The organism is Pseudomonas sp. GW456-L12 (assembly GCF_059424045.1).
In genome coordinates this window covers 1-21453 of the sequence record NZ_JBWKZA010000052.1, presented here as the reverse complement: position 1 = coordinate 21453, position 21453 = coordinate 1, and the positions used below count along the sequence as shown (strand labels likewise).

Here is a 21453-nt window from a genome sequence, read left to right as displayed (position 1 = left end):
CGTCCACAGTTCTACTTCCGTACTACTGACGTGACTGGTAACTGCGAGCTGCCAGAAGGCGTTGAAATGGTAATGCCGGGTGACAACATCCAGATGACTGTCACTCTGATCAAAACCATCGCGATGGAAGATGGTCTGCGTTTCGCTATCCGTGAAGGCGGTCGTACCGTCGGCGCTGGCGTCGTAGCCAAAGTCATCGAGTAATCGACGACTCATGAAAAAGCCCCCGCTTGCGGGGGCTTTTTTATTGGGTTGACACTCTGTGGGGCCGTCTATAGAATTGCGCCTCCTTTTAACGGGCGTATTGCGCCCGGTGGGAATAGCAGCCTGGAGTCTGAAATCCAATGCAAAATCAGCAAATCCGTATCAGGTTGAAGGCTTTCGACCATCGCCTGATCGACCAATCCACCCAGGAAATCGTGGAAACCGCGAAACGTACTGGTGCTCAAGTGCGTGGTCCTATTCCACTGCCTACCCGTAAAGAGCGGTTCACCGTTCTGGTCTCCCCGCACGTCAACAAAGACGCGCGTGACCAGTACGAGATCCGTACTCATAAGCGCGTACTGGACATCGTCCAGCCAACGGATAAAACCGTTGATGCTCTTATGAAGCTTGATCTTGCGGCAGGTGTGGAAGTGCAGATCAGCCTCGGCTAAGACTCGGTCTTAGTCGTGTAACGCTCTGAAATGGGCGGCCATAGCGGGTGAAAGCCCCGTACACTCATGAGGTTTACAACATGACTATTGGTGTAGTCGGTCGTAAATGCGGTATGACCCGTATTTTCACCGAAGAAGGTGTCTCCATTCCGGTCACGGTCATTGAGATCGAGCCGAATCGCGTCACCCAGTTCAAAACTGAAGAAACCGATGGCTATCGTGCAGTGCAAGTCACTGTAGGTGAGCGTCGTGCTTCGCGCGTGACTGCTGCTCAAGCAGGTCACTTCGCTAAAGCGAACGTTGCTGCCGGTCGTGGCGTTTGGGAATTCCGCCTTGAAGAAGGCGAGTACCAAGCTGGCGATCTGATCAATGCAGAAATCTTCGCAGCTGGCCAGCTGGTAGATGTTACCGGTCAGTCGAAAGGTAAAGGCTTCGCCGGTACCATCAAGCGTTGGAATTTCCGCGGTCAAGATAACACCCACGGTAACTCCGTTTCCCACCGCGTCCCGGGCTCTATTGGCCAGTGCCAGACTCCTGGTCGTGTATTCAAGGGCAAAAAAATGTCCGGTCATATGGGCGCTGAGCGCGTGACCGTGCAGTCCCTGGAAGTAGTGCGCGTCGACGCTGAACGCAATCTGTTGTTGGTCAAGGGTGCTGTTCCTGGCGCTACTGGCGGCAACCTGGTTGTACGTCCGGCGGCCAAGGCTCGCGGTTAAGGGGAAGCTGACATGCAATTAAATGTAAATGACGCTCAAGCGATCGAAGTTTCCGAACTGACATTTGGCGGCGAATTCAACGAGACGCTGGTTCACCAAGCAGTCGTGGCCTACATGGCCGGCGGCCGTCAAGGTAGCAAGCAGCAAAAGACCCGTTCCGACGTTTCCGGTGGCGGCAAGCGCCCATGGCGTCAGAAAGGTACTGGCCGTGCTCGTGCCGGTACTATCCGTAGCCCAATCTGGCGTGGCGGCGGTACCACTTTCGCAGCTCGTCCACAGGATCACTCCCAGAAGCTGAACAAGAAGATGTATCGCGCAGCAATGCGTTCCATCCTTGCTGAGCTGGTGCGTACTGATCGTCTGGTCGTGGTTCAGGATTTCGCTGTTGAAACTCCGAAAACCAAAGATCTGCTGGGCAAGCTGAACAACATGAGTCTGACCGACGTTCTGATCGTGTCTGACGCTGTTGATCAGAACCTGTACCTGGCTGCTCGTAACCTGCCACACGTTGATGTACGTGACGTGCAAGGTTCCGATCCAGTTAGTCTGATCGCATACGACAAAGTGTTGATCACTGTGTCGGCCGTGAAGAAATTCGAGGAGCTGCTGGGATGAACCAGGAACGCGTATTTAAAGTTCTGCTTGGCCCGCACGTTTCCGAGAAGGCTACGGTTCTGGCAGACAAGAAAGGCCAGTTCGTTTTCAAGGTTGCTACTGATGCAACCAAGCTGGAAATCAAGAAGGCCGTCGAAAGCCTGTTCAGCGTGAAAGTGGAGCGCGTTACTACCCTGAACGTTCTGGGTAAGAGCAAGCGTACCGCTCGCGGTCTGGGCAAGCGTAATGACTGGAAGAAGGCAGTTATCTCCCTTCAGCCAGGCCAAGATCTCGATTTCAGCAGCAGTGCTGAGTAAGGAAGGGGTGCATCATGGCAATCGTTAAATGCAAACCGACTTCCCCTGGCCGCCGTTTTGTGGTCAAGGTGGTCAACCAGGAGCTGCATAAAGGCGCTCCTCACGCACCGCTGCTCGAGAAGAAATCGAAGTCTGGTGGTCGTAACAACAATGGCCGTATTACCACTCGTCACGTTGGTGGTGGTCATAAGCAGCACTACCGTCTGGTCGACTTCCGTCGCAACGACAAAGATGGCATCGCTGCCACTGTCGAGCGTATCGAATACGATCCAAACCGTACTGCTCACATCGCTTTGCTGCTGTACGCAGACGGCGAGCGTCGCTACATCATCGCCCCTAAAGGCGTGAGCGCTGGCGACCAGCTGATCGCAGGTGCTCTGGCACCGATCAAGCCGGGCAACGCTCTGCAACTGCGTAACATTCCAGTTGGTAGCACCGTACACGGCATCGAACTGAAGCCAGGTAAAGGCGCGCAAATCGCTCGTTCCGCTGGTGCTTCGGCTCAGCTGATCGCTCGTGAAGGTGTCTACGTGACCCTGCGTCTGCGTTCCGGTGAGATGCGTAAAGTCCTGGCTGAATGCCGTGCGACCCTGGGCGAAGTCTCGAACTCCGAGCACAGCCTGCGTTCGCTGGGTAAAGCTGGTGCCAAACGCTGGCGTGGCGTTCGCCCAACCGTTCGTGGTGTTGCCATGAACCCGGTTGACCACCCACATGGTGGTGGTGAAGGTCGTACCTCTGGTGGTCGTCATCCGGTATCGCCATGGGGCTTCCCGACTAAGGGCGCGAAGACTCGTGGTAATAAGCGTACCGACAAAATGATCGTCCGTCGTCGCAAGTAAATAGAGGGATACGACAGTGCCACGTTCTCTGAAAAAAGGTCCTTTTATTGATCTTCACCTACTGAAGAAGATCGAAGTGGCGGCGGAAAAGAACGATCGCAAACCAGTTAAGACCTGGTCGCGCCGTTCCATGATCCTGCCACAAATGGTCGGTCTGACCATTGCTGTGCATAACGGTCGTCAACATGTTCCAGTTCTCGTGAACGAAGACATGGTCGGCCACAAACTGGGCGAGTTCGCCGGTACCCGTACATATCGCGGGCACGTGGCTGACAAGAAAGCCAAGCGTTAAGGGGTAAGGAACGATGGAAGTAGCCGCTAAGTTGTCGGGCGCTCGAATCTCCGCCCAGAAAGCCCGCTTGGTCGCCGACCAGATCCGCGGGAAGAAGGTGGGCGAAGCGCTCAACCTGTTGGCTTTCAGCAGTAAGAAAGCCGCCGAGATCATGAAGAAAGTGCTGGAGTCGGCCGTAGCCAACGCCGAGCATAACGAAGGCGCAGACGTTGATGACCTGAAGGTCTCCACCGTTTTCGTCAACGAAGGGCGTTCGCTGAAGCGCATCATGCCGCGTGCCAAAGGCCGTGCTGATCGCATCGTCAAGCGGTCTTGCCATATCACTGTCAAGGTTGCTGACAAGTAACGGAGTCGAAGAGATGGGTCAGAAAGTACATCCCATTGGCATTCGCCTGGGAATCGTCAAGGAGCACACCTCCGTCTGGTACGCAGACGGTCGGACTTATGCGGACTATTTGCTCGCAGATCTGAATGTGCGTGAGTACCTCCAAGACAAACTAAAAAGCGCGTCCGTAAGCCGTATCGATATCCATCGTCCGGCTCAAACTGCACGCATCACCATCCACACCGCTCGTCCCGGCATCGTGATCGGCAAGAAAGGTGAAGATGTTGAGAAACTGCGTCAGGACCTGACCAAGCAAATGGGTGTGCCTGTGCACATCAATATCGAAGAGATCCGCAAGCCGGAGCTCGACGGTATGCTGGTTGCCCAGAGCGTAGCTCAGCAGCTGGAGCGTCGTGTAATGTTCCGTCGCGCTATGAAGCGCGCAGTACAGAACGCCATGCGCATTGGTGCCAAAGGCATCAAAATCCAAGTGAGCGGTCGTCTCGGCGGTGCTGAAATCGCACGTACTGAATGGTATCGCGAAGGTCGTGTGCCACTGCACACCCTGCGTGCCGATATCGACTATGCCACCTACGAAGCTCACACCACTTACGGTGTGATCGGTGTGAAGGTTTGGATCTTCAAAGGCGAAGTAATTGGTGGTCGCCAAGAAGAGCTTAAGCCGCAAGCACCTGCGCCTCGTAAAAAAGCTGCTAAGTAAGGGGTACGCCAAATGTTGCAACCAAAGCGTACGAAGTTCCGCAAGCAAATGACCGGCCACAACCGTGGTCTGGCATTGCGCGGTAGCAAAGTCAGCTTCGGCGAGTTCGCGCTGAAGTCTGTTGCTCGTGGTCGTCTCACCGCTCGTCAGATCGAGTCAGCGCGTCGTGCTCTGACCCGTCACGTAAAACGTGGCGGCAAGATCTGGATCCGTGTATTCCCGGACAAGCCTATTTCCAAGAAGCCACTCGAAGTTCGGATGGGTAAAGGTAAGGGTAACGTCGAATACTGGGTTGCCCAGATTCAGCCAGGCAAAGTCCTGTATGAAATCGAGGGTGTTTCTGAAGAGCTGGCGCGTGAGGCTTTCGCCCTGGCTGCTGCAAAGCTGCCGCTCGCCACCTCCTTTGTTAAACGGACGGTGATGTGATGAAAGCGAATGAACTTCGTGAAAAATCCGCACAGCAGCTGAACGAGCAACTGCTCGGCCTGCTGCGCGACCAGTTCAATCTGCGCATGCAGAAGGCAACTGGCCAGTTGGGGCAGTCTCATCTGCTCTCGCAAGTTAAGCGTGACATCGCTCGCGTGAAGACTGTGCTCAACCAGCAGGCAGGTAAGTAATCATGGCTGAAGCCGAAAAAACTGTCCGTACGCTGACTGGCCGTGTTGTCAGCGACAAGATGGACAAGACCATCACCGTTCTGATCGAGCGTCGCGTTAAGCACCCTATCTACGGTAAATACGTTAAGCGTTCGACTAAGCTGCACGCGCACGACGAAACCAACCAGTGCCACATCGGCGACAAAGTCACTATTCGTGAAACTCGTCCGATGGCCAAGACCAAGTCTTGGGCTCTGGTTGATGTTCTCGAACGCGCTGTGGAAGTCTAAGGGCTAAGGGTCGGAGAAATTATATGATTCAGACTCAATCCATGCTCGATGTGGCCGATAACAGCGGCGCTCGCCGCGTTATGTGCATCAAGGTGCTGGGTGGCTCCCATCGTCGTTACGCTGGTATCGGTGACATCATCAAAGTTACCGTCAAGGAAGCAATTCCTCGCGGTAAGGTGAAGAAAGGTCAAGTGATGACTGCTGTTGTAGTCCGCACTCGCCATGGCGTCCGTCGTGCTGACGGCTCCATCATCCGCTTTGATGGCAACGCTGCTGTTCTGTTGAACAACAAGCAAGAGCCGATCGGCACCCGTATCTTTGGGCCAGTGACCCGTGAACTTCGTACTGAGAAGTTCATGAAGATCGTCTCGCTCGCCCCAGAAGTGCTGTAAGGAGATCCGACATGCAAAAGATTCGTCGTGACGACGAGATCATCGTGATCGCCGGCAAAGACAAGGGTAAGCGCGGTAAGGTGCTTAAGGTTCTCGCTGACAACCGTCTGGTTGTTGGTGGTCTGAACCTGGTTAAGCGTCATACCAAGCCTAACCCGATGTCGGGCGTACAGGGCGGTATCGTCGAGAAAGAAGCGCCACTGCACGCTTCCAACGTCGCCATTTTCAACGGCGAAACCAACAAGGCTGACCGCGTTGGTTTCAAAGTAGAAGACGGCAAAAAAATTCGTGTCTTCAAGTCGACCCAAAAAGCGGTTGATGCTTGAACACTGCTAGGTAGAAGACCATGGCACGACTACAAGAGATTTACCGGAAGGAAATCGCTCCGAAACTTAAGGATGAACTTAAGCTTTCGAACGTGATGGAAGTTCCGCGCGTTACCAAAATCACCCTGAACATGGGTCTGGGCGAAGCGATCGGCGACAAAAAAGTCATCGAGCACGCTGTTGCTGACCTGGAAAAGATCACCGGCCAGAAAGTCGTTGTGACCTACGCTCGGAAATCCATCGCTGGCTTTAAAGTCCGTGAAGGTTGGCCGATCGGCGTCAAAGTGACCCTGCGTCGTGAGCGTATGTACGAGTTCCTGGATCGTCTGCTGTCGATCTCCCTGCCTCGGGTTCGCGACTTCCGCGGCCTGAATGCCAAGTCCTTCGACGGTCGTGGCAACTACAGCATGGGCGTGAAAGAGCAGATCATCTTCCCGGAAATCGACTACGACAAGATCGATGCTCTCCGCGGTCTGGACATTACCCTGACCACCACTGCCAAGAACGATGATGAAGGCCGCGCTCTGCTGCGTGCTTTCAAATTCCCGTTCCGCAACTGATTGGAGTAGGAAAATGGCCAAGAAGAGCATGAAAAACCGTGAGCTGAAGCGTCAGCTCACCGTTGCCAAGTACGCCACCAAGCGTGCAGCGCTGAAAGCTATCATCGTCGATCTGAACGCAAGTCCAGAAGCGCGTTGGGAAGCTACCGTAGCTCTGCAGAAGCAGCCACGTGACGCAAGCGCTTCGCGCATGCGTAACCGCTGCCGCCTGACTGGTCGTCCGCACGGCGTTTACCGCAAGTTCGGCCTCGGCCGTAACAAGCTGCGTGAAGCTGCAATGCGTGGTGACGTACCAGGTCTGGTTAAAGCCAGCTGGTAATAGCTATCAAAGTCGCGGTGTTCGGGGTCGCAAGATCCTGACCGCCGGTGGCCTTGAACATGAATCAAGCCCCTTTTGGGGCTTGATTCATTTCTGGGGTGTGTCTAGAATGACCGGCTCGCCTGAGCCCGTGTTTTTTGCCCGGAATTTCTCGGCGACAAGCTGTAGCCGCAAGGCTCATTTTTTTTGTATCAGGAGCGTCTAGCCCATGAGTATGCAGGACCCGTTAGCGGACATGCTAACTCGAATCCGTAATGCCCAGATGGCTGAAAAGTCCGTCGTAAGCATGCCGTCTTCCACGCTGAAGGTGGCTGTAGCAAAAGTCCTGAAGGACGAAGGTTACATCGCGGGTTATCAGATCAGCAGCGAAACCAAGCCACTGCTGTCCATCGAGCTGAAATACTTCGAAGGCCGTCCGGTCATCGAGGAAGTGAAGCGCGTTAGCCGTCCAGGCCTGCGTCAGTACAAGTCCGTTGAAGATCTGCCGAAAGTTCGTGGCGGTCTCGGCGTGTCTATCGTCTCCACCAACAAAGGTGTGATGACTGATCGTGCTGCGCGCGCTGCCGGTGTCGGCGGCGAAGTTCTTTGCACTGTGTTCTAAGGGGGGATAAGCATGTCTCGCGTCGCTAAGAACCCCGTTAAGCTGCCAGCTGGTGTTGAAGTTAAATTCGCCGGCCAACAGCTTTCGGTGAAGGGTGCCAAGGGCACTCTCGAACTGAACGTACACTCGTCCGTTGAAATTGTTCAGGAAGCTGGTGAGCTGCGTTTCGCTGCTCGCAATGGCGACCAACAAACTCGCGCAATGGCCGGTACCACTCGTGCGTTGGTAAACAACATGGTCCAAGGCGTAAGCCAAGGCTTCGAGCGCAAGCTCCAGCTGGTCGGTGTTGGTTACAAGGCACAAGCAAAAGGCACAGTGCTGAACTTGGCCCTTGGCTTCTCGCATCCAGTGGACTACGAGCTGCCGGAAGGCATCACCGCTGAGACTCCTAGCCAGACCGATATCCTGATCAAGGGCATCGACAAGCAGCTGGTAGGTCAAGTGGCCGCCGAGATCCGCGACTTCCGTCCGCCAGAGCCTTACAAAGGTAAAGGTGTGCGCTACGCGGACGAAGTCGTCCGTCGTAAAGAAGCCAAGAAGAAGTAGGGCATAGCAAATGACCGACAAAAAAGTTACTCGACTGCGTCGCGCTCGCAAAGCACGCCTGAAAATGCACGAACTCGAAGTCGTGCGTCTCTGCGTGTTCCGCTCTTCGCAGCACATCTACGCCCAGGTCATTTCGGCCGACGGCAACAAGGTCCTGGCAAGTGCCTCGACTTTGGATAAAGAACTGCGTGATGGCGCCACTGGCAACATCGACGCGGCCACTAAGGTTGGCCAGCTGGTCGCTACGCGTGCAAAAGCCGCTGGCGTCTCGCAGGTGGCTTTCGACCGCTCTGGCTTCAAGTATCACGGCCGCGTCAAGGCGCTGGCTGATGCTGCTCGTGAAGCTGGGCTGGAGTTCTAAGTTATGTCAAATAACGACCAAAAGCGCGACGAAGGCTACATTGAGAAGCTGGTTCAAGTTAACCGCGTAGCCAAAACCGTAAAAGGCGGCCGTATCTTCACTTTCACCGCGTTGACCGTGGTTGGTGATGGTAAAGGTCGCGTTGGCTTCGGCCGTGGCAAGTCGCGTGAAGTGCCTGCTGCGATCCAGAAGGCAATGGAAGCTGCTCGCCGCAACATGATCCAAGTTGATCTGAACGGCACTACCCTGCAGTACGCAATGAAGTCCGCTCACGGCGCTTCGAAGGTGTACATGCAGCCTGCTTCTGAAGGTACCGGTATCATCGCTGGCGGCGCTATGCGTGCTGTCCTCGAAGTTGCTGGCGTTCAGAACGTTCTGGCCAAGTGCTACGGCTCGACTAACCCAGTAAACGTGGTTCACGCCACTTTCAAGGGTTTGAAAGCAATGCAGTCCCCTGAATCCATTGCCGCCAAGCGTGGCAAAAGCGTCCAGGAGATCATCTGATCATGGCTACCGTTAAAGTAACGCTGATCAAAAGCATGACCGGCCGTATCCCTAACCACAAACTGTGCGTTAAGGGTCTGGGTCTGCGTCGCATCGGTCACACTGTAGAAGTCCAGGATACTCCCGAGAACCGCGGGATGATCAACAAGGCTTACTACATGCTGCGTGTCGAGGGTTAATCGATGAAACTCAATGATCTGAGTCCAGCGCCGGGTTCCCGTCGCGAAAAGCATCGTCCGGGCCGTGGTATCGGTAGTGGTTTGGGTAAGACTGGTGGCCGTGGTCACAAGGGTCAGACTTCCCGCTCCGGTGGCACCATTGCTCCAGGCTTTGAAGGCGGTCAACAGCCGCTGCATCGTCGCCTGCCAAAGTTCGGTTTCGTATCCCTGAAGGCCATGGACCGCGCAGAAGTGCGTCTGTCCGAGCTGGCTAAAGTGGAAGGCGACATCGTCACCGTGCAGTCCCTGAAAGATGCCAACGTGATTAACCAAAACGTACAGCGTGTGAAAATCATGCTGTCCGGCGAAGTTACTCGCGCTGTGACTATCAAGGGCATCGCAGCCACCAAAGGTGCGCGTGCGGCTATCGAAGCAGCTGGCGGCAAGTTCGAGGAATAAATGGCTAAGCAAGGTGCTCTCTCTGCGCTCGGCAAAGGCGGTATGTCTGAACTCTGGGCTCGTCTGCGTTTTCTGTTCTTGGCGATTATCGTCTACCGAATAGGCGCACACATCCCGGTTCCAGGTATTAACCCTGACCGACTCGCAGACCTGTTTCGACAGAATGAGGGGACCATTCTTAGCTTGTTCAACATGTTTTCCGGCGGCGCGCTGGAACGGATGAGCATCTTTGCGCTGGGGATCATGCCGTACATCTCGGCATCGATCATCATGCAGCTGATGACCGCCGTCAGCCCGCAGCTGGAGCAGTTGAAGAAGGAAGGTGAAGCTGGCCGTCGCAAGATCAGCCAGTACACCCGCTACGGCACTGTCGTCCTAGCTCTTGTTCAGGCCATCGGCATGTCCGTTGGTCTGGCGGGGCAGGGCGTTGCGTTCACTGGTGACTTTGGCTTCCATTTCGTCGCGGTATCCACTTTTGTGGCTGGTGCGATGTTCATGATGTGGCTGGGTGAGCAGATTACTGAGCGTGGTGTTGGCAACGGTATCTCGATGTTGATTTTCGCAGGTATCGTCGCCGGTCTTCCGAGAGCGATCGGGCAGTCTTTCGAGTCTGCGCGTCAGGGTGATATCAATATTTTTGCCCTGGTTGCCATCGGTTTGCTGGCAGTAGCGATTATCGGTTTTGTGGTGTTCATTGAGCGTGGCCAGCGTCGTATTGCTGTTCACTATGCCAAGCGTCAGCAGGGCCGCAAGGTGTTTGCTGCGCAGACTAGCCACTTGCCGCTGAAAGTGAATATGGCAGGCGTTATTCCTGCTATTTTCGCGAGCAGCATTTTGCTGTTCCCGGCTTCGTTGGGTGCCTGGTTCGGTCAGTCTGAAGGTATGGGCTGGTTGCAGGACATCTCGCAGTCGATCGCTCCTGGTCAGCCGTTGAATATTCTGCTGTTTAGTGCAGGGATTATTTTCTTCTGCTTCTTCTATACGGCGTTGATGTTCAATCCGAAAGACGTAGCGGAAAACCTGAAGAAGTCCGGTGCCTTTATTCCGGGCATCCGTCCAGGTGAGCAGTCTGCGCGCTACATTGATGGCGTTCTGACCCGCTTGACCATGTTCGGTGCTCTATATATGACGGCCGTCTGCCTGTTGCCCCAGTTCCTGGTGGTTGCAGCAAACGTTCCGTTCTACCTTGGCGGGACCTCGTTGCTGATCGTGGTCGTGGTTGTTATGGACTTTATGTCGCAAGTACAATCGCACCTCGTTTCGCACCAGTACGAATCCCTGATGAAGAAAGCCAACCTGAAGGGTTACGGCAGCGGCATGCTGCGCTGACCCATAAGGTTCGAGGAGTTGGTGATGAAAGTTCGTGCATCGGTGAAAAAGCTGTGCCGTAACTGCAAGATTATTCGCCGCGAAGGTGTTGTTCGAGTAATTTGCAGCGCGGAACCGCGTCACAAACAGCGCCAAGGCTGAGTGTGATTGTGCTTCAAGCCCAGCAGCTAGTGCGCTGCTGGGTTGATTATTTGTTATTACAGCGATATTATCTCGCGCCCTATTTCTTGGCTTCCGGGGCGTAGGTAGCTGTCAATTGGAGTCCCACTGAATGGCCCGTATTGCAGGCGTTAACATTCCAGATAACAAACATACTGTTATCTCGCTGACCTACATCTATGGTGTTGGTCGCACGACTGCGCAGAAAATCTGTGCAGAGACTGGGGTCAACCCAGCCGCAAAGATCAAGGATCTGAGCGACGAGCAAATTGAACAGCTGCGTGGCGAAGTGGCGAAGTTCACCACTGAAGGTGACCTGCGTCGCGAAATCAACATGAAAATCAAACGCTTGATGGATCTGGGCTGCTACCGCGGTCTGCGCCATCGTCGTGGTCTTCCAGTGCGCGGTCAGCGTACCAAGACCAACGCGCGTACTCGCAAAGGTCCGCGTAAGCCGATCCGCAAGTAATCGCACCAGCGAATCGACAGGAATTTAGTCATGGCAAAACCTGCTGCTCGTCCTCGTAAAAAGATTAAAAAGACAGTGGTTGATGGCATCGCCCACATCCACGCGTCTTTCAACAACACCATCGTGACCATCACCGACCGTCAAGGTAACGCTCTTTCCTGGGCAACCTCCGGTGGTTCGGGTTTCCGCGGTTCCCGCAAGTCCACCCCGTTCGCTGCTCAAGTAGCTGCTGAGCGTGCTGGTCAAGCTGCGCTGGAATATGGCCTGAAAAACCTCGACGTTAACGTCAAGGGCCCAGGTCCAGGTCGTGAATCCGCAGTCCGCGCTTTGAACGGCTGTGGCTACAAGATCGCCAGCATCACCGACGTGACGCCAATCCCGCATAACGGGTGCCGTCCGCCGAAGAAGCGCCGCGTGTAATCCAGGAGATTGTAAAGAATGGCTCGTTACATTGGTCCAAAATGCAAACTGGCTCGTCGCGAAGGCACCGATCTCTTCCTGAAGAGCGGCGTGCGCGCTATCGAATCCAAGTGCAACATCGAAGCAGCACCTGGTATCCACGGCCAGCGCCGCGGTCGCCAGTCCGACTACGGCACCCAACTGCGTGAAAAGCAGAAGGTCCGTCGTATCTACGGCGTTCTCGAGCGTCAATTCAGCGGCTACTACAAAGAAGCTGCTGGCAAGAAGGGTGCAACCGGTGAAAACCTGCTGCAACTGCTCGAATGCCGTCTGGACAACGTTGTATACCGTATGGGCTTCGGTTCGACTCGTGCCGAATCCCGTCAGCTGGTATCGCACAAGTCGATCAGCGTAAACGGTCAGACCGTTAACGTTCCGTCCTACCAGGTTCGTGCTGGTGACGTGGTCGCTGTTCGCGAGAAAGCAAAAAACCAACTTCGCATTGTCCAAGCTCTCGATCTGTGTGCCCAACGTGGCCGCGTAGAATGGGTAGAAGTAGACACTGAGAAGAAGTCGGGCGTTTTCAAGAACGTTCCAGCTCGCAGTGATCTGTCCGCCGACATCAACGAAAGCCTGATTGTCGAGCTCTACTCCAAGTAAGGGCTAGAAAATAGGTGCATCCATGCAGATTTCGGTAAATGAGTTCCTGACACCCCGCCATATTGATGTGCAGGTTGTCAGTCCAACCCGCGCCAAGATCACCCTCGAGCCTCTCGAGCGTGGTTTTGGCCACACCCTGGGCAACGCGCTGCGCCGCATCCTGTTGTCCTCAATGCCCGGCTGTGCAGTAGTCGAGGCCGAGATTGACGGTGTGCTCCACGAGTACAGCGCCATCGAAGGTGTACAGGAAGATGTAATTGAAATCCTGTTGAACCTTAAAGGTCTGGCTATCAAGCTGCACGGCCGTGACGAAGTTACGCTGACCTTGTCGAAGAAGGGTTCGGGGGTGGTTACCGCTGCCGATATTCAGCTGGATCATGATGTCGAGATCGTTAACCCCGATCACGTAATCGCTAACCTGGCGTCTAACGGCGCCCTGAACATGAAGCTCGTAGTAGCTCGTGGTCGTGGTTATGAACCGGCAGACTCGCGTCAGAGCGATGAAGACGAAAGCCGCAGCATCGGTCGCTTGCAGCTTGACTCTTCGTTCAGCCCGGTTCGCCGTATCGCATACGTGGTGGAAAACGCCCGTGTCGAGCAGCGTACCAACCTGGACAAGCTGGTTATTGATCTGGAAACCAACGGTACCCTGGATCCTGAAGAGGCTATCCGTCGTGCTGCAACCATCCTGCAACAGCAGTTGGCTGCGTTCGTGGACCTCAAAGGTGACAGTGAGCCAGTGGTAATCGAGCAGGAAGACGAGATCGATCCGATCCTGCTTCGCCCGGTTGACGATCTGGAACTGACTGTACGTTCGGCTAACTGCCTTAAGGCGGAAAACATTTACTACATCGGCGACCTGATTCAGCGTACCGAAGTAGAACTGTTGAAGACTCCGAACCTTGGCAAGAAATCCTTGACCGAAATCAAGGACGTTCTGGCCTCCCGCGGTCTGTCCCTCGGCATGCGCCTCGACAACTGGCCGCCTGCAAGTCTTAAGAAGGACGACAAGGCGACTGCCTGATCGTCGTAATCACCGAACGTTGTGTTTGGTAAGGAATGAACCATGCGTCATCGTAAAAGTGGTCGTCACCTGAGCCGCACCAGCTCGCACCGCAAGGCCATGTTCCAAAACATGGCGGTGTCGCTGTTCGAGCACGAGCTGATCAAAACTACACTGCCGAAAGCTAAAGAACTGCGCCGCGTTGCTGAGCCGCTGATCACTTTGGCCAAGACAGACAGCCTGGCTAACCGCCGTCTGGCTTTCGACCGTACTCGTTCGAAAGCTATCGTTGGTAAGCTCTTCAACGACCTGGGCAAGCGTTACGCTACCCGTGAGGGTGGCTACCTGCGCATCCTCAAGTGCGGTTTCCGCGCTGGCGACAACGCGCCTATGGCGTACGTCGAGTTGGTTGATCGTGCTGTCGGCGGTGAAGCTGTATCCGCTGAGTAAGACGTCAAATACAAAGAACCGGGCCTAGTGCCCGGTTTTTTGTGTCTGCTGTATTAGAAAATTTCTATCGATAGCAATAATTTAATGCATTTGATGCTGTCATCTTGATGGTCGATACTCCTCGTCAGCCGATTAGCCGGCAGTTCCAAGACTGACAGAGGAAGATTGAGCATGAGCCAAAACAAAACGCTTACCACCGCAAGTGGCGCTCCAGTCGCCGATAACCAGAATTCCCGTTCTGCTGGCCCTCGTGGCCCGCTGTTGCTCGATGATTTTCACCTGATCGAGAAGCTTGCCCACTTCAACCGTGAAAACATTCCTGAGCGTCGCGTACACGCCAAGGGCTCGGGTGCCTACGGCACTTTCACTGTGACCCGCGACATCACCGAATACACCAGTGCCAAGCTTTTCGAGTCCGTGGGTAAGCAGACTCCTACCTTCCTGCGGTTCTCCACCGTAGGTGGCGAGCGTGGTTCGGCTGATACCGAACGCGACCCGCGCGGTTTTGCCCTGAAGTTCTATACCGAAGAAGGTAACTGGGACATCGTCGGCAACAACACGCCTGTGTTCTTCATTCGCGATCCACTGAAGTTTCCCGACTTTATCCACACCCAGAAACGCCTGCCGCAGAGCAACCTGAAGAGCGGCCAGGCCATGTGGGACTTCTGGTCACACTCTCCCGAGGCGCTGCACCAGGTCACCATCCTGTTCTCGGATCGCGGGATTCCGGACGGCTATCGTCATATGCACGGCTTCGGTAGCCACACCTACAGCTTGATCAACGCCAAGGGCGAGCGTCACTGGGTGAAATGGCACTACAAGACCCAGCAGGGCATCAAGAACCTGGCACCGGCCGAGGCTGCCCGCCTGGCGGGTACCGATCCGGATTACGCCCAACGTGACCTGTTCAACGCGATCGAGCGCGGTGACTTCCCGAAATGGAGCGTATGCATTCAGATCATGACCGAGGCTGAGGCTGCCGCTCACTACGAGAACCCGTTCGACGTGACCAAGACCTGGTCGCAGAAGGAGTTCCCGCTGATCGAGGTCGGTGAGCTGGAGTTGAACCGCAACCCGCTGAACTACTTCGCGGAAGTCGAGCAGGCTGCCTTTGGTCCTAGCAACATGATTCCAGGCGTCGGCCTGTCGCCGGACCGCATGCTGCAAGGCCGCGTATTCGCTTACGCCGATGCTCATCGCTATCGTGTCGGCACCAACCACCAGCAACTGCCGGTCAACGCTCCGCGCAGCCCGGTGAACAGCTACCAGCGCGACGGCTCCATGGCGTTTGGCAGCAATGGTGGCGCGGCACCGAACTATCAGCCGAACAGCTACGCCGATGCGCCGAAGCAGGCTCCTCGCTACGCGGAGCCGGCGCTGGCCCTCAGCGGTGCGGCGGACCGTTACGATCACCGCGAAGACACCGACTACTACAGCCATGCAGGCGCTCTGTTCCGCCTGATGAATGATCAGCAGCAAGCCCTGTTGATCAACAACATCGCCGGCGCAATGGCGGGTGTCAGCTCGGACGTGGTCCAGCGTCAACTGCAGCATTTCTTCAAGGCTGACCCGGCTTATGGAGAAGGAATCGCAAAGGCGTTGGGCGTACAGCTTAACTAAGTCTAAACGAGAAGCAGAACCGCCCTCATTTGGGCGGTTTTTGCGTTTTTTCGGCTACTTTTCTCTGAAAATCTTCACTTTGTTAGCGTTTTTACAGTGACCTGCAAGTCAGCTTGGTTCAAAATACAGACTTTCAAGCAGGGAGATGTAGGGCGATGCAAGGTCACCCGGACGTAATCGATTACCTCAACACGTTGCTGACGGGTGAACTGGCGGCGCGTGACCAATATTTCATCCACTCGCGTATGTATGAGGACTGGGGCTTCAGCAAGCTCTACGAGCGCATCAATCACGAGATGGAAGAAGAGACTCAACACGCCGATGCATTGATGCGTCGCATCCTGATGCTCGAGGGCACGCCACGCATGCGCCCTGACGATCTGGATGTCGGTACCACCGTGCCGGACATGTTCGCCGCCGACCTGCGCCTGGAGTACAAGGTCCGCGCTGCACTGTGCAAAGGCATCGAACTGTGCGAGAAGCACAAGGACTATGTCAGCCGCGACATCCTGCGTGTGCAGTTGGCCGATACCGAAGAAGACCATACCTACTGGCTGGAAAAGCAGTTGGGCCTGATCAAGTCGATCGGTCTGGAAAACTACCTGCAGTCGCAGTTCTGATGTTCTAGCCCGCGCCTGCAGGCAAATGCAGGACTGACGAGCACAAAAAAGCCCCTGCCATTTCACAATGGCAGGGGCTTTTTCATTGGGCTCAGGCCCGGTCGCGGGTCAACAGTGGCTTGAGGTAGTAGCCGGTATGGGATTGCGGCATTTCTGCCAGCTGCTCCGGCGTACCCTCGGCAATGATCTGTCCGCCCTTGGAACCGCCTTCCGGCCCCAGGTCCACCAGCCAGTCGGCGGTCTTGATCACGTCCAGGTTGTGTTCGATCACCACCACGGTGTTGCCGTGGTCACGCAGGCGATGCAGAACGTCCAGCAATTGCTGGATATCGGCAAAGTGCAGGCCGGTGGTTGGTTCGTCGAGGATGTAGAGGGTCTTGCCGGTGTCACGCTTGGACAGCTCGCGAGACAGCTTGACCCGCTGCGCCTCACCGCCGGACAAGGTCGTCGCCGATTGCCCCAACTTGATGTAGGAAAGCCCCACGTCCATCAGCGTCTGCAGCTTGCGCGCCAGCGCCGGCACCGGGTCGAAGAACTCCCGCGCTTCCTCGATGGTCATTTCCAGGACCTCGTGGATGCTCTTGCCCTTGTACTTGATCTCAAGGGTTTCGCGGTTGTAGCGCTTGCTCTTGCACACATCGCACGGCACGTAGATGTCCGGCAGGAAGTGCATTTCCACCTTGATCAGGCCGTCGCCCTGGCAGGCTTCGCAGCGTCCGCCCTTGACGTTGAAGGAGAAGCGACCCGGACCGTAGCCGCGCGAGCGCGATTCGGGTACCCCGGCAAACAGTTCGCGGATCGGCGTGAACAGCCCGGTGTAGGTCGCCGGGTTGGAGCGCGGGGTGCGACCGATCGGGCTTTGATCGATATCCACCACCTTGTCCAGGTGCTGCAGGCCGTTGATGCTGTCGTGCGCAGCGGCTTCCAGCGTGGTCGCGCCGTTCAGCGCCGTGGCGCTGAGGGGGAACAGGGTGTTGTTGATCAGGGTCGACTTGCCCGAACCGGAGACACCAGTCACGCAGGTTAGCAGGCCGATCGGAATCTCCAGGTCGACGTTGCGCAAGTTGTTGCCGCGAGCCCCTTTTAGGGACAGCGAAAGCTTCTTGTTGCGCGGCGTACGCTTGGCCGGCACGGCGATTTTCACGCGCCCTGACAGGTATTTGCCGGTCAGCGAGTCGGGATGGGACATCACCTCGTCGGGAGTGCCCTCGGCAACGATCTGTCCGCCATGCACGCCAGCGCCCGGGCCGATGTCCACCACATAGTCGGCCAGGCGAATGGCGTCCTCGTCGTGTTCGACCACGATCACGGTATTGCCGATATCCCGCAGGTGTTTCAGGGTGCCCAGCAAGCGATCGTTGTCGCGCTGGTGCAGGCCGATGGAGGGTTCGTCGAGGATGTACATCACCCCCACCAGGCCGGCGCCGATCTGGCTGGCCAGACGAATACGCTGCGCTTCGCCGCCGGACAGGGTATCGGCGCTGCGATCCAGGGTCAGGTAATCCAGGCCGACATTGACCAGGAACTGCAGGCGCTCGCGGATTTCCTTGAGGATCTTGTCGGCAATCTCGCCACGGCGTCCGGTTAGCGACAGGGTGCCGAAGTAATCGGTGGCATCGCCGATCGGCAGGCTGGTAACGGCCGGCAACGTCTTCTCGCCGACCCACACGTGGCGGGCTTCGCGACGCAGGCGGGTGCCGCGGCAATCCGGGCACGGCTGGGTGCTGAGGAACTTGGCCAGCTCTTCTCGCACGGTGGCCGATTCGGTCTCGCGGTAGCGGCGTTCCAGGTTCGGCACTATGCCTTCGAACGGGTGGGAGCGTTTGACGATATCGCCACGATCGTTGAGGTACTTGAAGTCGACGTTCTGCGTGCCGCTGCCGTTGAGAATGACCTTCTGCTGGTCGGCCGCCAGCTGGTTGAACGGTACTTCCAGGCTGAAGCCGTAATGCGATGCCAGCGAGCCAAGCATCTGGAAGTAATAGACGTTGCGCCTGTCCCAGCCGCGAATCGCCCCTTCGGCCAGGGTCAGCTCGCCATTGACCAGGCGCTTGATGTCGAAGAACTGCTTGACCCCCAGGCCATCGCAGGTCGGGCAGGCCCCGGCCGGGTTGTTGAAGGAGAACAGCTTGGGTTCCAGTTCGCTGATGGCGTGGCCACAGATCGGGCAGGCGAAGCGCGCGGAGAAGATGATTTCTTCACTGGGTTCGTCGTCCATCGGCGCCACTAGGGCGATACCGTCGGCCAGCTTCAGCGCGGTCTCGAACGACTCGGCCAGACGCTGCTGCAGGTCGGCGCGGACCTTGAAACGGTCGACCACCACATCGATCGAGTGCTTCTTCTGTTTATCCAGCTTCGGCAGCTCATCCAGCTCGTAGAGCTTGCCATTGACCCGGGCGCGGACGAAGCCCTGGGCGCGCAGTTCCTCGAAGACCGACAGGTGCTCGCCCTTGCGCTCGCGAATCACCGGCGCCAGCAGCATCAGCTTGCTGCCTTCCGGCTGGGCCAGCACCAGGTCGACCATCTGGCTGACGGTCTGGGCTTCCAGCGGGATGTCGTGATCCGGGCAGCGTGGCGTACCCACGCGGGCATATAGCAGGCGCAGGTAGTCGTAGATCTCGGTGATGGTGCCCACGGTGGAGCGCGGGTTGTGCGAGGTGGATTTCTGCTCGATGGAAATTGCCGGCGACAAACCTTCGATGGTGTCGACGTCAGGTTTTTCCATCATCGACAGAAATTGCCGCGCATAGGCCGACAGCGACTCGACATAACGGCGCTGGCCTTCGGCGTACAGCGTGTCGAACGCCAGGGACGATTTGCCGGATCCGGACAGGCCGGTGATGACGATCAGTTTGTCCCGTGGCAGGGTCAGGTCGATGTTCTTCAGGTTGTGGGTTCGGGCCCCACGAATCAGGATCTTGTCCAAAGTGGCCTCGCTCGGCGGGCGTCGAAAACGTAGGAGTATAAGGGCAAATACTGGATGGATGCACACTATCAAATGAGGTCTGTGCAGCCGTAGATGAAACCTGCGCGGCAAAGCGTCGCCATATACCCCGTCAATCGATCGGACTGGTAGAATCGCCGCCGGTTCACACGAGGTTTTTCCATGCATGATCCCCACAGCGAGCGCATGAGTGGCGCCGAGACCCGCGCGGCAAGCGGTCTGGCCCTGGTGTTCGCCTTCCGTATGCTTGGCATGTTCATGGTGTTGCCGGTCCTGGCGACCTATGGGATGGACCTGGCGGGAGCGACCCCGGCCCTGATCGGGTTGGCGATCGGCGCTTACGGCCTGACCCAGGCGATTTTCCAGATTCCGTTCGGGATCATTTCCGACCGTATCGGCCGTCGCCCGGTGATTTACCTGGGGCTGATCGTCTTTGCCCTGGGCAGTGTGCTGGCGGCCAACGCCGATTCGATCTGGGGCGTGATCGCCGGGCGCATCCTGCAGGGCGCCGGGGCGATTTCCGCGGCGGTCATGGCGCTGTTGTCGGACCTGACCCGCGAGCAGCACCGCACCAAGGCCATGGCCATGATCGGCATGACCATCGGCCTGTCCTTTGCCGTGGCCATGGTGGCCGGCCCGCTGCTGACCCGCGCTTTCGGCTTGCCCGGGCTGTTTTTCGCCACCGGCGGCATGGCGCTGCTGGGCATTTTCATCGTCGCCTTCATGGTGCCGCACTCGACCGGCCCGTTGCAGCACCGCGAATCCGGGGTCGCGCGCCAGGCTCTGTTGCCGACGCTCAAGCACCCGGACCTGCTGCGCCTGGATCTTGGTATCTTCGTGTTGCACGCGATGCTGATGTCGAGCTTCGTCGCCTTGCCGCTGGCCCTGGTGGAAAAAGCCGGCCTGCCCAAGGAACAGCACTGGTGGGTCTACCTCACCGCGCTGTTGATCTCCTTCTTCGCCATGATCCCGTTCATCATCTACGGCGAGAAGAAACGCAAAATGAAACGAGTTCTGCTGGGCGCGGTCAGTACGCTGCTGCTCACCGAGCTATTCTTCTGGGAGTTCGGCGACAGCCTGCAGGCGCTGGTGATTGGCACGGTGGTGTTCTTCACCGCGTTCAACCTGCTGGAAGCTTCGCTGCCGTCGCTGATCAGCAAGGTTTCACCGGCTGGCGGCAAGGGCACGGCTATGGGGGTCTATTCCACCAGCCAGTTCCTCGGTTCGGCGCTGGGCGGCATTCTCGGCGGCTGGTTGTTCCAGCATGGCGGTTTTTCGGTTGTATTCCTGGGTTGCGCAGGGTTGGCTGCACTCTGGCTGGCCTTTGCTGTTACCATGCGCGAACCACCTTACGTGACGAGCCTGCGCTTGCCGTTATCGCCCGAAGCGATCCGCGAAGCCGGTCTGGTCGAGCGCCTGAAGGCCGTTGTTGGGGTAACAGATGCAGTGATGGTGGCCGAAGAAGCCGCCATTTACATCAAATTGGACACCGAATTATTGGATCGCGCGACCCTCGAGCAGCTGGTCAACCCAGCCCGATCGGCGTGCGAAGCCTAGGAGAACGTTATGGCCCGTGGGGTTAACAAAGTCATATTGGTCGGCACTTGCGGCCAGGATCCTGAAGTTCGCTACCTGCCTAACGGTAACGCCGTGACCAACCTGAGTCTGGCCACCAGCGAACAATGGACCGACAAGCAGACCGGTCAGAAGGTCGAGAAGACCGAGTGGCACCGTGTGTCGATGTTCGGCAAGGTCGCGGAAATCGCCGGCGAGTACCTGCGCAAAGGTTCGCAGGTCTACATCGAAGGCAAGCTGCAGACCCGCGAGTGGGAAAAAGACGGCATCAAGCGTTACACCACTGAAATCATCGTCGACATGCAGGGCACCATGCAGCTGCTTGGCGGCCGTCCTCAGGGCGACCAGGGCCAGGGCATGGGCAACTCCGCGCCACGTCCGCAGCAGTCGCGTCCGCAGCCTTCGCAGGCGCCACAACGCGAATCGCGTCCAGCGCCTCAGCAGTCCTCGCCACAGCCGGCGCAGAACTTCGACGACAGCTTCGATGACGATATTCCGTTCTGATCCCTCGGAACGCAGGTCATGAGTGAAAAACGGAGCCCTCGATGGGCTCCGTTTTTTTTTGGCCGCTTGAAACACCGGCCTGGTGTCGCCGCTTTAGAGTTCGACTCGCCGCAGCCTCCCGGTCAAGGGGACGGGCGGGCCGTCGGGGG

At 56.9% G+C, this 21453-nt stretch carries 34 protein-coding genes; 33 read left to right on the top strand and 1 reads right to left on the bottom strand.

Features of this window, described 5'->3' with window-relative positions; translation table 11 throughout:
- From AC07Y9_RS31365 to bfr, 31 genes are all read left to right on the top strand, one after another.
- The coding region (locus tag AC07Y9_RS31365; protein WP_032833165.1) for an EF-Tu C-terminal domain-related protein at positions 1 to 204 on the top strand (204 nt) is incomplete at its 5' end.
- Between the two features lie 140 nt (positions 205 to 344).
- Complete coding sequence (rpsJ, locus tag AC07Y9_RS31360; protein ID WP_003186070.1) at positions 345 to 656, top strand: 30S ribosomal protein S10; 312 nt, start codon at positions 345 to 347, stop codon at positions 654 to 656.
- An 80-nt stretch (positions 657 to 736) separates the two neighbouring features.
- Positions 737 to 1372: a 50S ribosomal protein L3 gene (gene rplC, locus AC07Y9_RS31355; protein WP_007924205.1), complete on the top strand. Its 636-nt coding sequence runs from the start codon at positions 737 to 739 to the stop codon at positions 1370 to 1372.
- Positions 1373 to 1384: 12 nt separating this feature from the next.
- Entirely contained in the window at positions 1385 to 1987 is a 603-nt protein-coding gene (gene rplD, locus AC07Y9_RS31350) for a 50S ribosomal protein L4 (RefSeq protein WP_007924200.1), read from the top strand.
- Positions 1984 to 2283 (top strand): 50S ribosomal protein L23, encoded by a 300-nt coding sequence (gene rplW, locus AC07Y9_RS31345; protein WP_002555488.1) that lies wholly within the window; start codon positions 1984 to 1986, stop codon positions 2281 to 2283. Before rplD ends, rplW begins: the two co-directional genes overlap by 4 nt.
- A gap of 14 nt (positions 2284 to 2297) precedes the next feature.
- A complete protein-coding gene (gene rplB, locus AC07Y9_RS31340; RefSeq protein WP_007924198.1) occupies positions 2298 to 3122 on the top strand; it encodes a 50S ribosomal protein L2 in 825 nt (274 codons plus the stop codon).
- A gap of 16 nt (positions 3123 to 3138) precedes the next feature.
- On the top strand, positions 3139 to 3414 hold the full coding sequence (rpsS, locus tag AC07Y9_RS31335) for a 30S ribosomal protein S19 (RefSeq protein WP_002555486.1): 276 nt from the start codon (positions 3139 to 3141) through the stop codon (positions 3412 to 3414).
- Between the two features lie 13 nt (positions 3415 to 3427).
- The gene (gene rplV / locus AC07Y9_RS31330; RefSeq protein WP_003103908.1) at positions 3428 to 3760 is read left to right on the top strand and encodes a 50S ribosomal protein L22; all 333 of its coding nucleotides are present in this window, start codon (positions 3428 to 3430) and stop codon (positions 3758 to 3760) included.
- Between the two features lie 13 nt (positions 3761 to 3773).
- Complete coding sequence (rpsC, locus tag AC07Y9_RS31325; protein ID WP_007924192.1) at positions 3774 to 4460, top strand: 30S ribosomal protein S3; 687 nt, start codon at positions 3774 to 3776, stop codon at positions 4458 to 4460.
- 12 nt (positions 4461 to 4472) lie between these two features.
- Positions 4473 to 4886, top strand: coding sequence for a 50S ribosomal protein L16 (gene rplP / locus AC07Y9_RS31320; RefSeq protein ID WP_003228729.1), 414 nt, complete (start codon positions 4473 to 4475; stop codon positions 4884 to 4886).
- Entirely contained in the window at positions 4886 to 5077 is a 192-nt protein-coding gene (gene rpmC, locus AC07Y9_RS31315; protein ID WP_002555481.1) for a 50S ribosomal protein L29, read from the top strand. The genes rplP and rpmC overlap by 1 nt, the downstream gene beginning before the upstream one ends.
- 2 nt (positions 5078 to 5079) lie before the next feature.
- Complete coding sequence (rpsQ, locus tag AC07Y9_RS31310) at positions 5080 to 5346, top strand: 30S ribosomal protein S17 (protein WP_003194644.1); 267 nt, start codon at positions 5080 to 5082, stop codon at positions 5344 to 5346.
- 23 nt (positions 5347 to 5369) lie between these two features.
- A complete protein-coding gene (rplN, locus tag AC07Y9_RS31305) occupies positions 5370 to 5738 on the top strand; it encodes a 50S ribosomal protein L14 (RefSeq protein WP_002555479.1) in 369 nt (122 codons plus the stop codon).
- 11 nt (positions 5739 to 5749) lie between these two features.
- Positions 5750 to 6064: a 50S ribosomal protein L24 gene (gene rplX / locus AC07Y9_RS31300; protein ID WP_003186046.1), complete on the top strand. Its 315-nt coding sequence runs from the start codon at positions 5750 to 5752 to the stop codon at positions 6062 to 6064.
- Positions 6065 to 6084: 20 nt separating this feature from the next.
- Complete coding sequence (rplE, locus tag AC07Y9_RS31295; protein WP_007924186.1) at positions 6085 to 6624, top strand: 50S ribosomal protein L5; 540 nt, start codon at positions 6085 to 6087, stop codon at positions 6622 to 6624.
- Between the two features lie 13 nt (positions 6625 to 6637).
- The gene (gene rpsN, locus AC07Y9_RS31290; protein ID WP_003228726.1) at positions 6638 to 6943 is read left to right on the top strand and encodes a 30S ribosomal protein S14; all 306 of its coding nucleotides are present in this window, start codon (positions 6638 to 6640) and stop codon (positions 6941 to 6943) included.
- A gap of 208 nt (positions 6944 to 7151) precedes the next feature.
- Positions 7152 to 7544, top strand: coding sequence for a 30S ribosomal protein S8 (gene rpsH, locus AC07Y9_RS31285; RefSeq protein ID WP_003228724.1), 393 nt, complete (start codon positions 7152 to 7154; stop codon positions 7542 to 7544).
- A gap of 12 nt (positions 7545 to 7556) precedes the next feature.
- Positions 7557 to 8090 carry a 50S ribosomal protein L6 gene (rplF, locus tag AC07Y9_RS31280; protein ID WP_007924185.1) on the top strand — a complete coding sequence of 178 codons (534 nt, stop codon included), beginning with the start codon at positions 7557 to 7559 and terminating at the stop codon, positions 8088 to 8090.
- A gap of 10 nt (positions 8091 to 8100) precedes the next feature.
- Complete coding sequence (rplR, locus tag AC07Y9_RS31275; protein ID WP_003186037.1) at positions 8101 to 8451, top strand: 50S ribosomal protein L18; 351 nt, start codon at positions 8101 to 8103, stop codon at positions 8449 to 8451.
- Between the two features lie 3 nt (positions 8452 to 8454).
- Positions 8455 to 8955 carry a 30S ribosomal protein S5 gene (gene rpsE / locus AC07Y9_RS31270; protein WP_007924184.1) on the top strand — a complete coding sequence of 167 codons (501 nt, stop codon included), beginning with the start codon at positions 8455 to 8457 and terminating at the stop codon, positions 8953 to 8955.
- 2 nt (positions 8956 to 8957) lie between these two features.
- Positions 8958 to 9134, top strand: coding sequence for a 50S ribosomal protein L30 (gene rpmD, locus AC07Y9_RS31265; RefSeq protein ID WP_003176408.1), 177 nt, complete (start codon positions 8958 to 8960; stop codon positions 9132 to 9134).
- Positions 9135 to 9137: 3 nt separating this feature from the next.
- Positions 9138 to 9572, top strand: a complete 435-nt coding sequence (gene rplO / locus AC07Y9_RS31260) for a 50S ribosomal protein L15 (protein ID WP_007924183.1) — start codon at positions 9138 to 9140, stop codon at positions 9570 to 9572.
- Positions 9573 to 10901, top strand: coding sequence for a preprotein translocase subunit SecY (gene secY, locus AC07Y9_RS31255; protein ID WP_007924182.1), 1329 nt, complete (start codon positions 9573 to 9575; stop codon positions 10899 to 10901).
- A 24-nt stretch (positions 10902 to 10925) separates the two neighbouring features.
- Complete coding sequence (rpmJ, locus tag AC07Y9_RS31250) at positions 10926 to 11042, top strand: 50S ribosomal protein L36 (RefSeq protein ID WP_002555468.1); 117 nt, start codon at positions 10926 to 10928, stop codon at positions 11040 to 11042.
- 130 nt (positions 11043 to 11172) lie between these two features.
- Positions 11173 to 11529, top strand: a complete 357-nt coding sequence (rpsM, locus tag AC07Y9_RS31245; RefSeq protein WP_009045849.1) for a 30S ribosomal protein S13 — start codon at positions 11173 to 11175, stop codon at positions 11527 to 11529.
- A gap of 30 nt (positions 11530 to 11559) precedes the next feature.
- On the top strand, positions 11560 to 11949 hold the full coding sequence (gene rpsK, locus AC07Y9_RS31240; RefSeq protein WP_007924177.1) for a 30S ribosomal protein S11: 390 nt from the start codon (positions 11560 to 11562) through the stop codon (positions 11947 to 11949).
- Between the two features lie 18 nt (positions 11950 to 11967).
- The gene (gene rpsD / locus AC07Y9_RS31235) at positions 11968 to 12588 is read left to right on the top strand and encodes a 30S ribosomal protein S4 (protein ID WP_003176404.1); all 621 of its coding nucleotides are present in this window, start codon (positions 11968 to 11970) and stop codon (positions 12586 to 12588) included.
- A 22-nt stretch (positions 12589 to 12610) separates the two neighbouring features.
- A complete protein-coding gene (locus AC07Y9_RS31230; RefSeq protein ID WP_007924176.1) occupies positions 12611 to 13612 on the top strand; it encodes a DNA-directed RNA polymerase subunit alpha in 1002 nt (333 codons plus the stop codon).
- A 42-nt stretch (positions 13613 to 13654) separates the two neighbouring features.
- Positions 13655 to 14041 (top strand): 50S ribosomal protein L17, encoded by a 387-nt coding sequence (gene rplQ, locus AC07Y9_RS31225; protein ID WP_007924175.1) that lies wholly within the window; start codon positions 13655 to 13657, stop codon positions 14039 to 14041.
- Between the two features lie 171 nt (positions 14042 to 14212).
- The gene (locus AC07Y9_RS31220; RefSeq protein WP_102681224.1) at positions 14213 to 15661 is read left to right on the top strand and encodes a catalase; all 1449 of its coding nucleotides are present in this window, start codon (positions 14213 to 14215) and stop codon (positions 15659 to 15661) included.
- A 155-nt stretch (positions 15662 to 15816) separates the two neighbouring features.
- Positions 15817 to 16281 (top strand): bacterioferritin, encoded by a 465-nt coding sequence (bfr, locus tag AC07Y9_RS31215; protein ID WP_102681225.1) that lies wholly within the window; start codon positions 15817 to 15819, stop codon positions 16279 to 16281.
- A gap of 91 nt (positions 16282 to 16372) precedes the next feature.
- Here the strand turns inward: bfr and uvrA are convergent, their stop codons facing one another.
- Entirely contained in the window at positions 16373 to 19207 is a 2835-nt protein-coding gene (gene uvrA / locus AC07Y9_RS31210) for an excinuclease ABC subunit UvrA (protein WP_102681226.1), read from the bottom strand.
- A gap of 180 nt (positions 19208 to 19387) precedes the next feature.
- On the opposite strand from uvrA, the gene AC07Y9_RS31205 reads away from it, so the two are divergent.
- Both AC07Y9_RS31205 and AC07Y9_RS31200 read left to right on the top strand, forming a co-directional pair.
- Positions 19388 to 20782 (top strand): MFS transporter, encoded by a 1395-nt coding sequence (locus AC07Y9_RS31205; RefSeq protein WP_102681227.1) that lies wholly within the window; start codon positions 19388 to 19390, stop codon positions 20780 to 20782.
- 9 nt (positions 20783 to 20791) lie between these two features.
- Positions 20792 to 21304, top strand: a complete 513-nt coding sequence (locus AC07Y9_RS31200; RefSeq protein ID WP_009045846.1) for a single-stranded DNA-binding protein — start codon at positions 20792 to 20794, stop codon at positions 21302 to 21304.
- Positions 21305 to 21453: the final 149 nt, after the last annotated feature.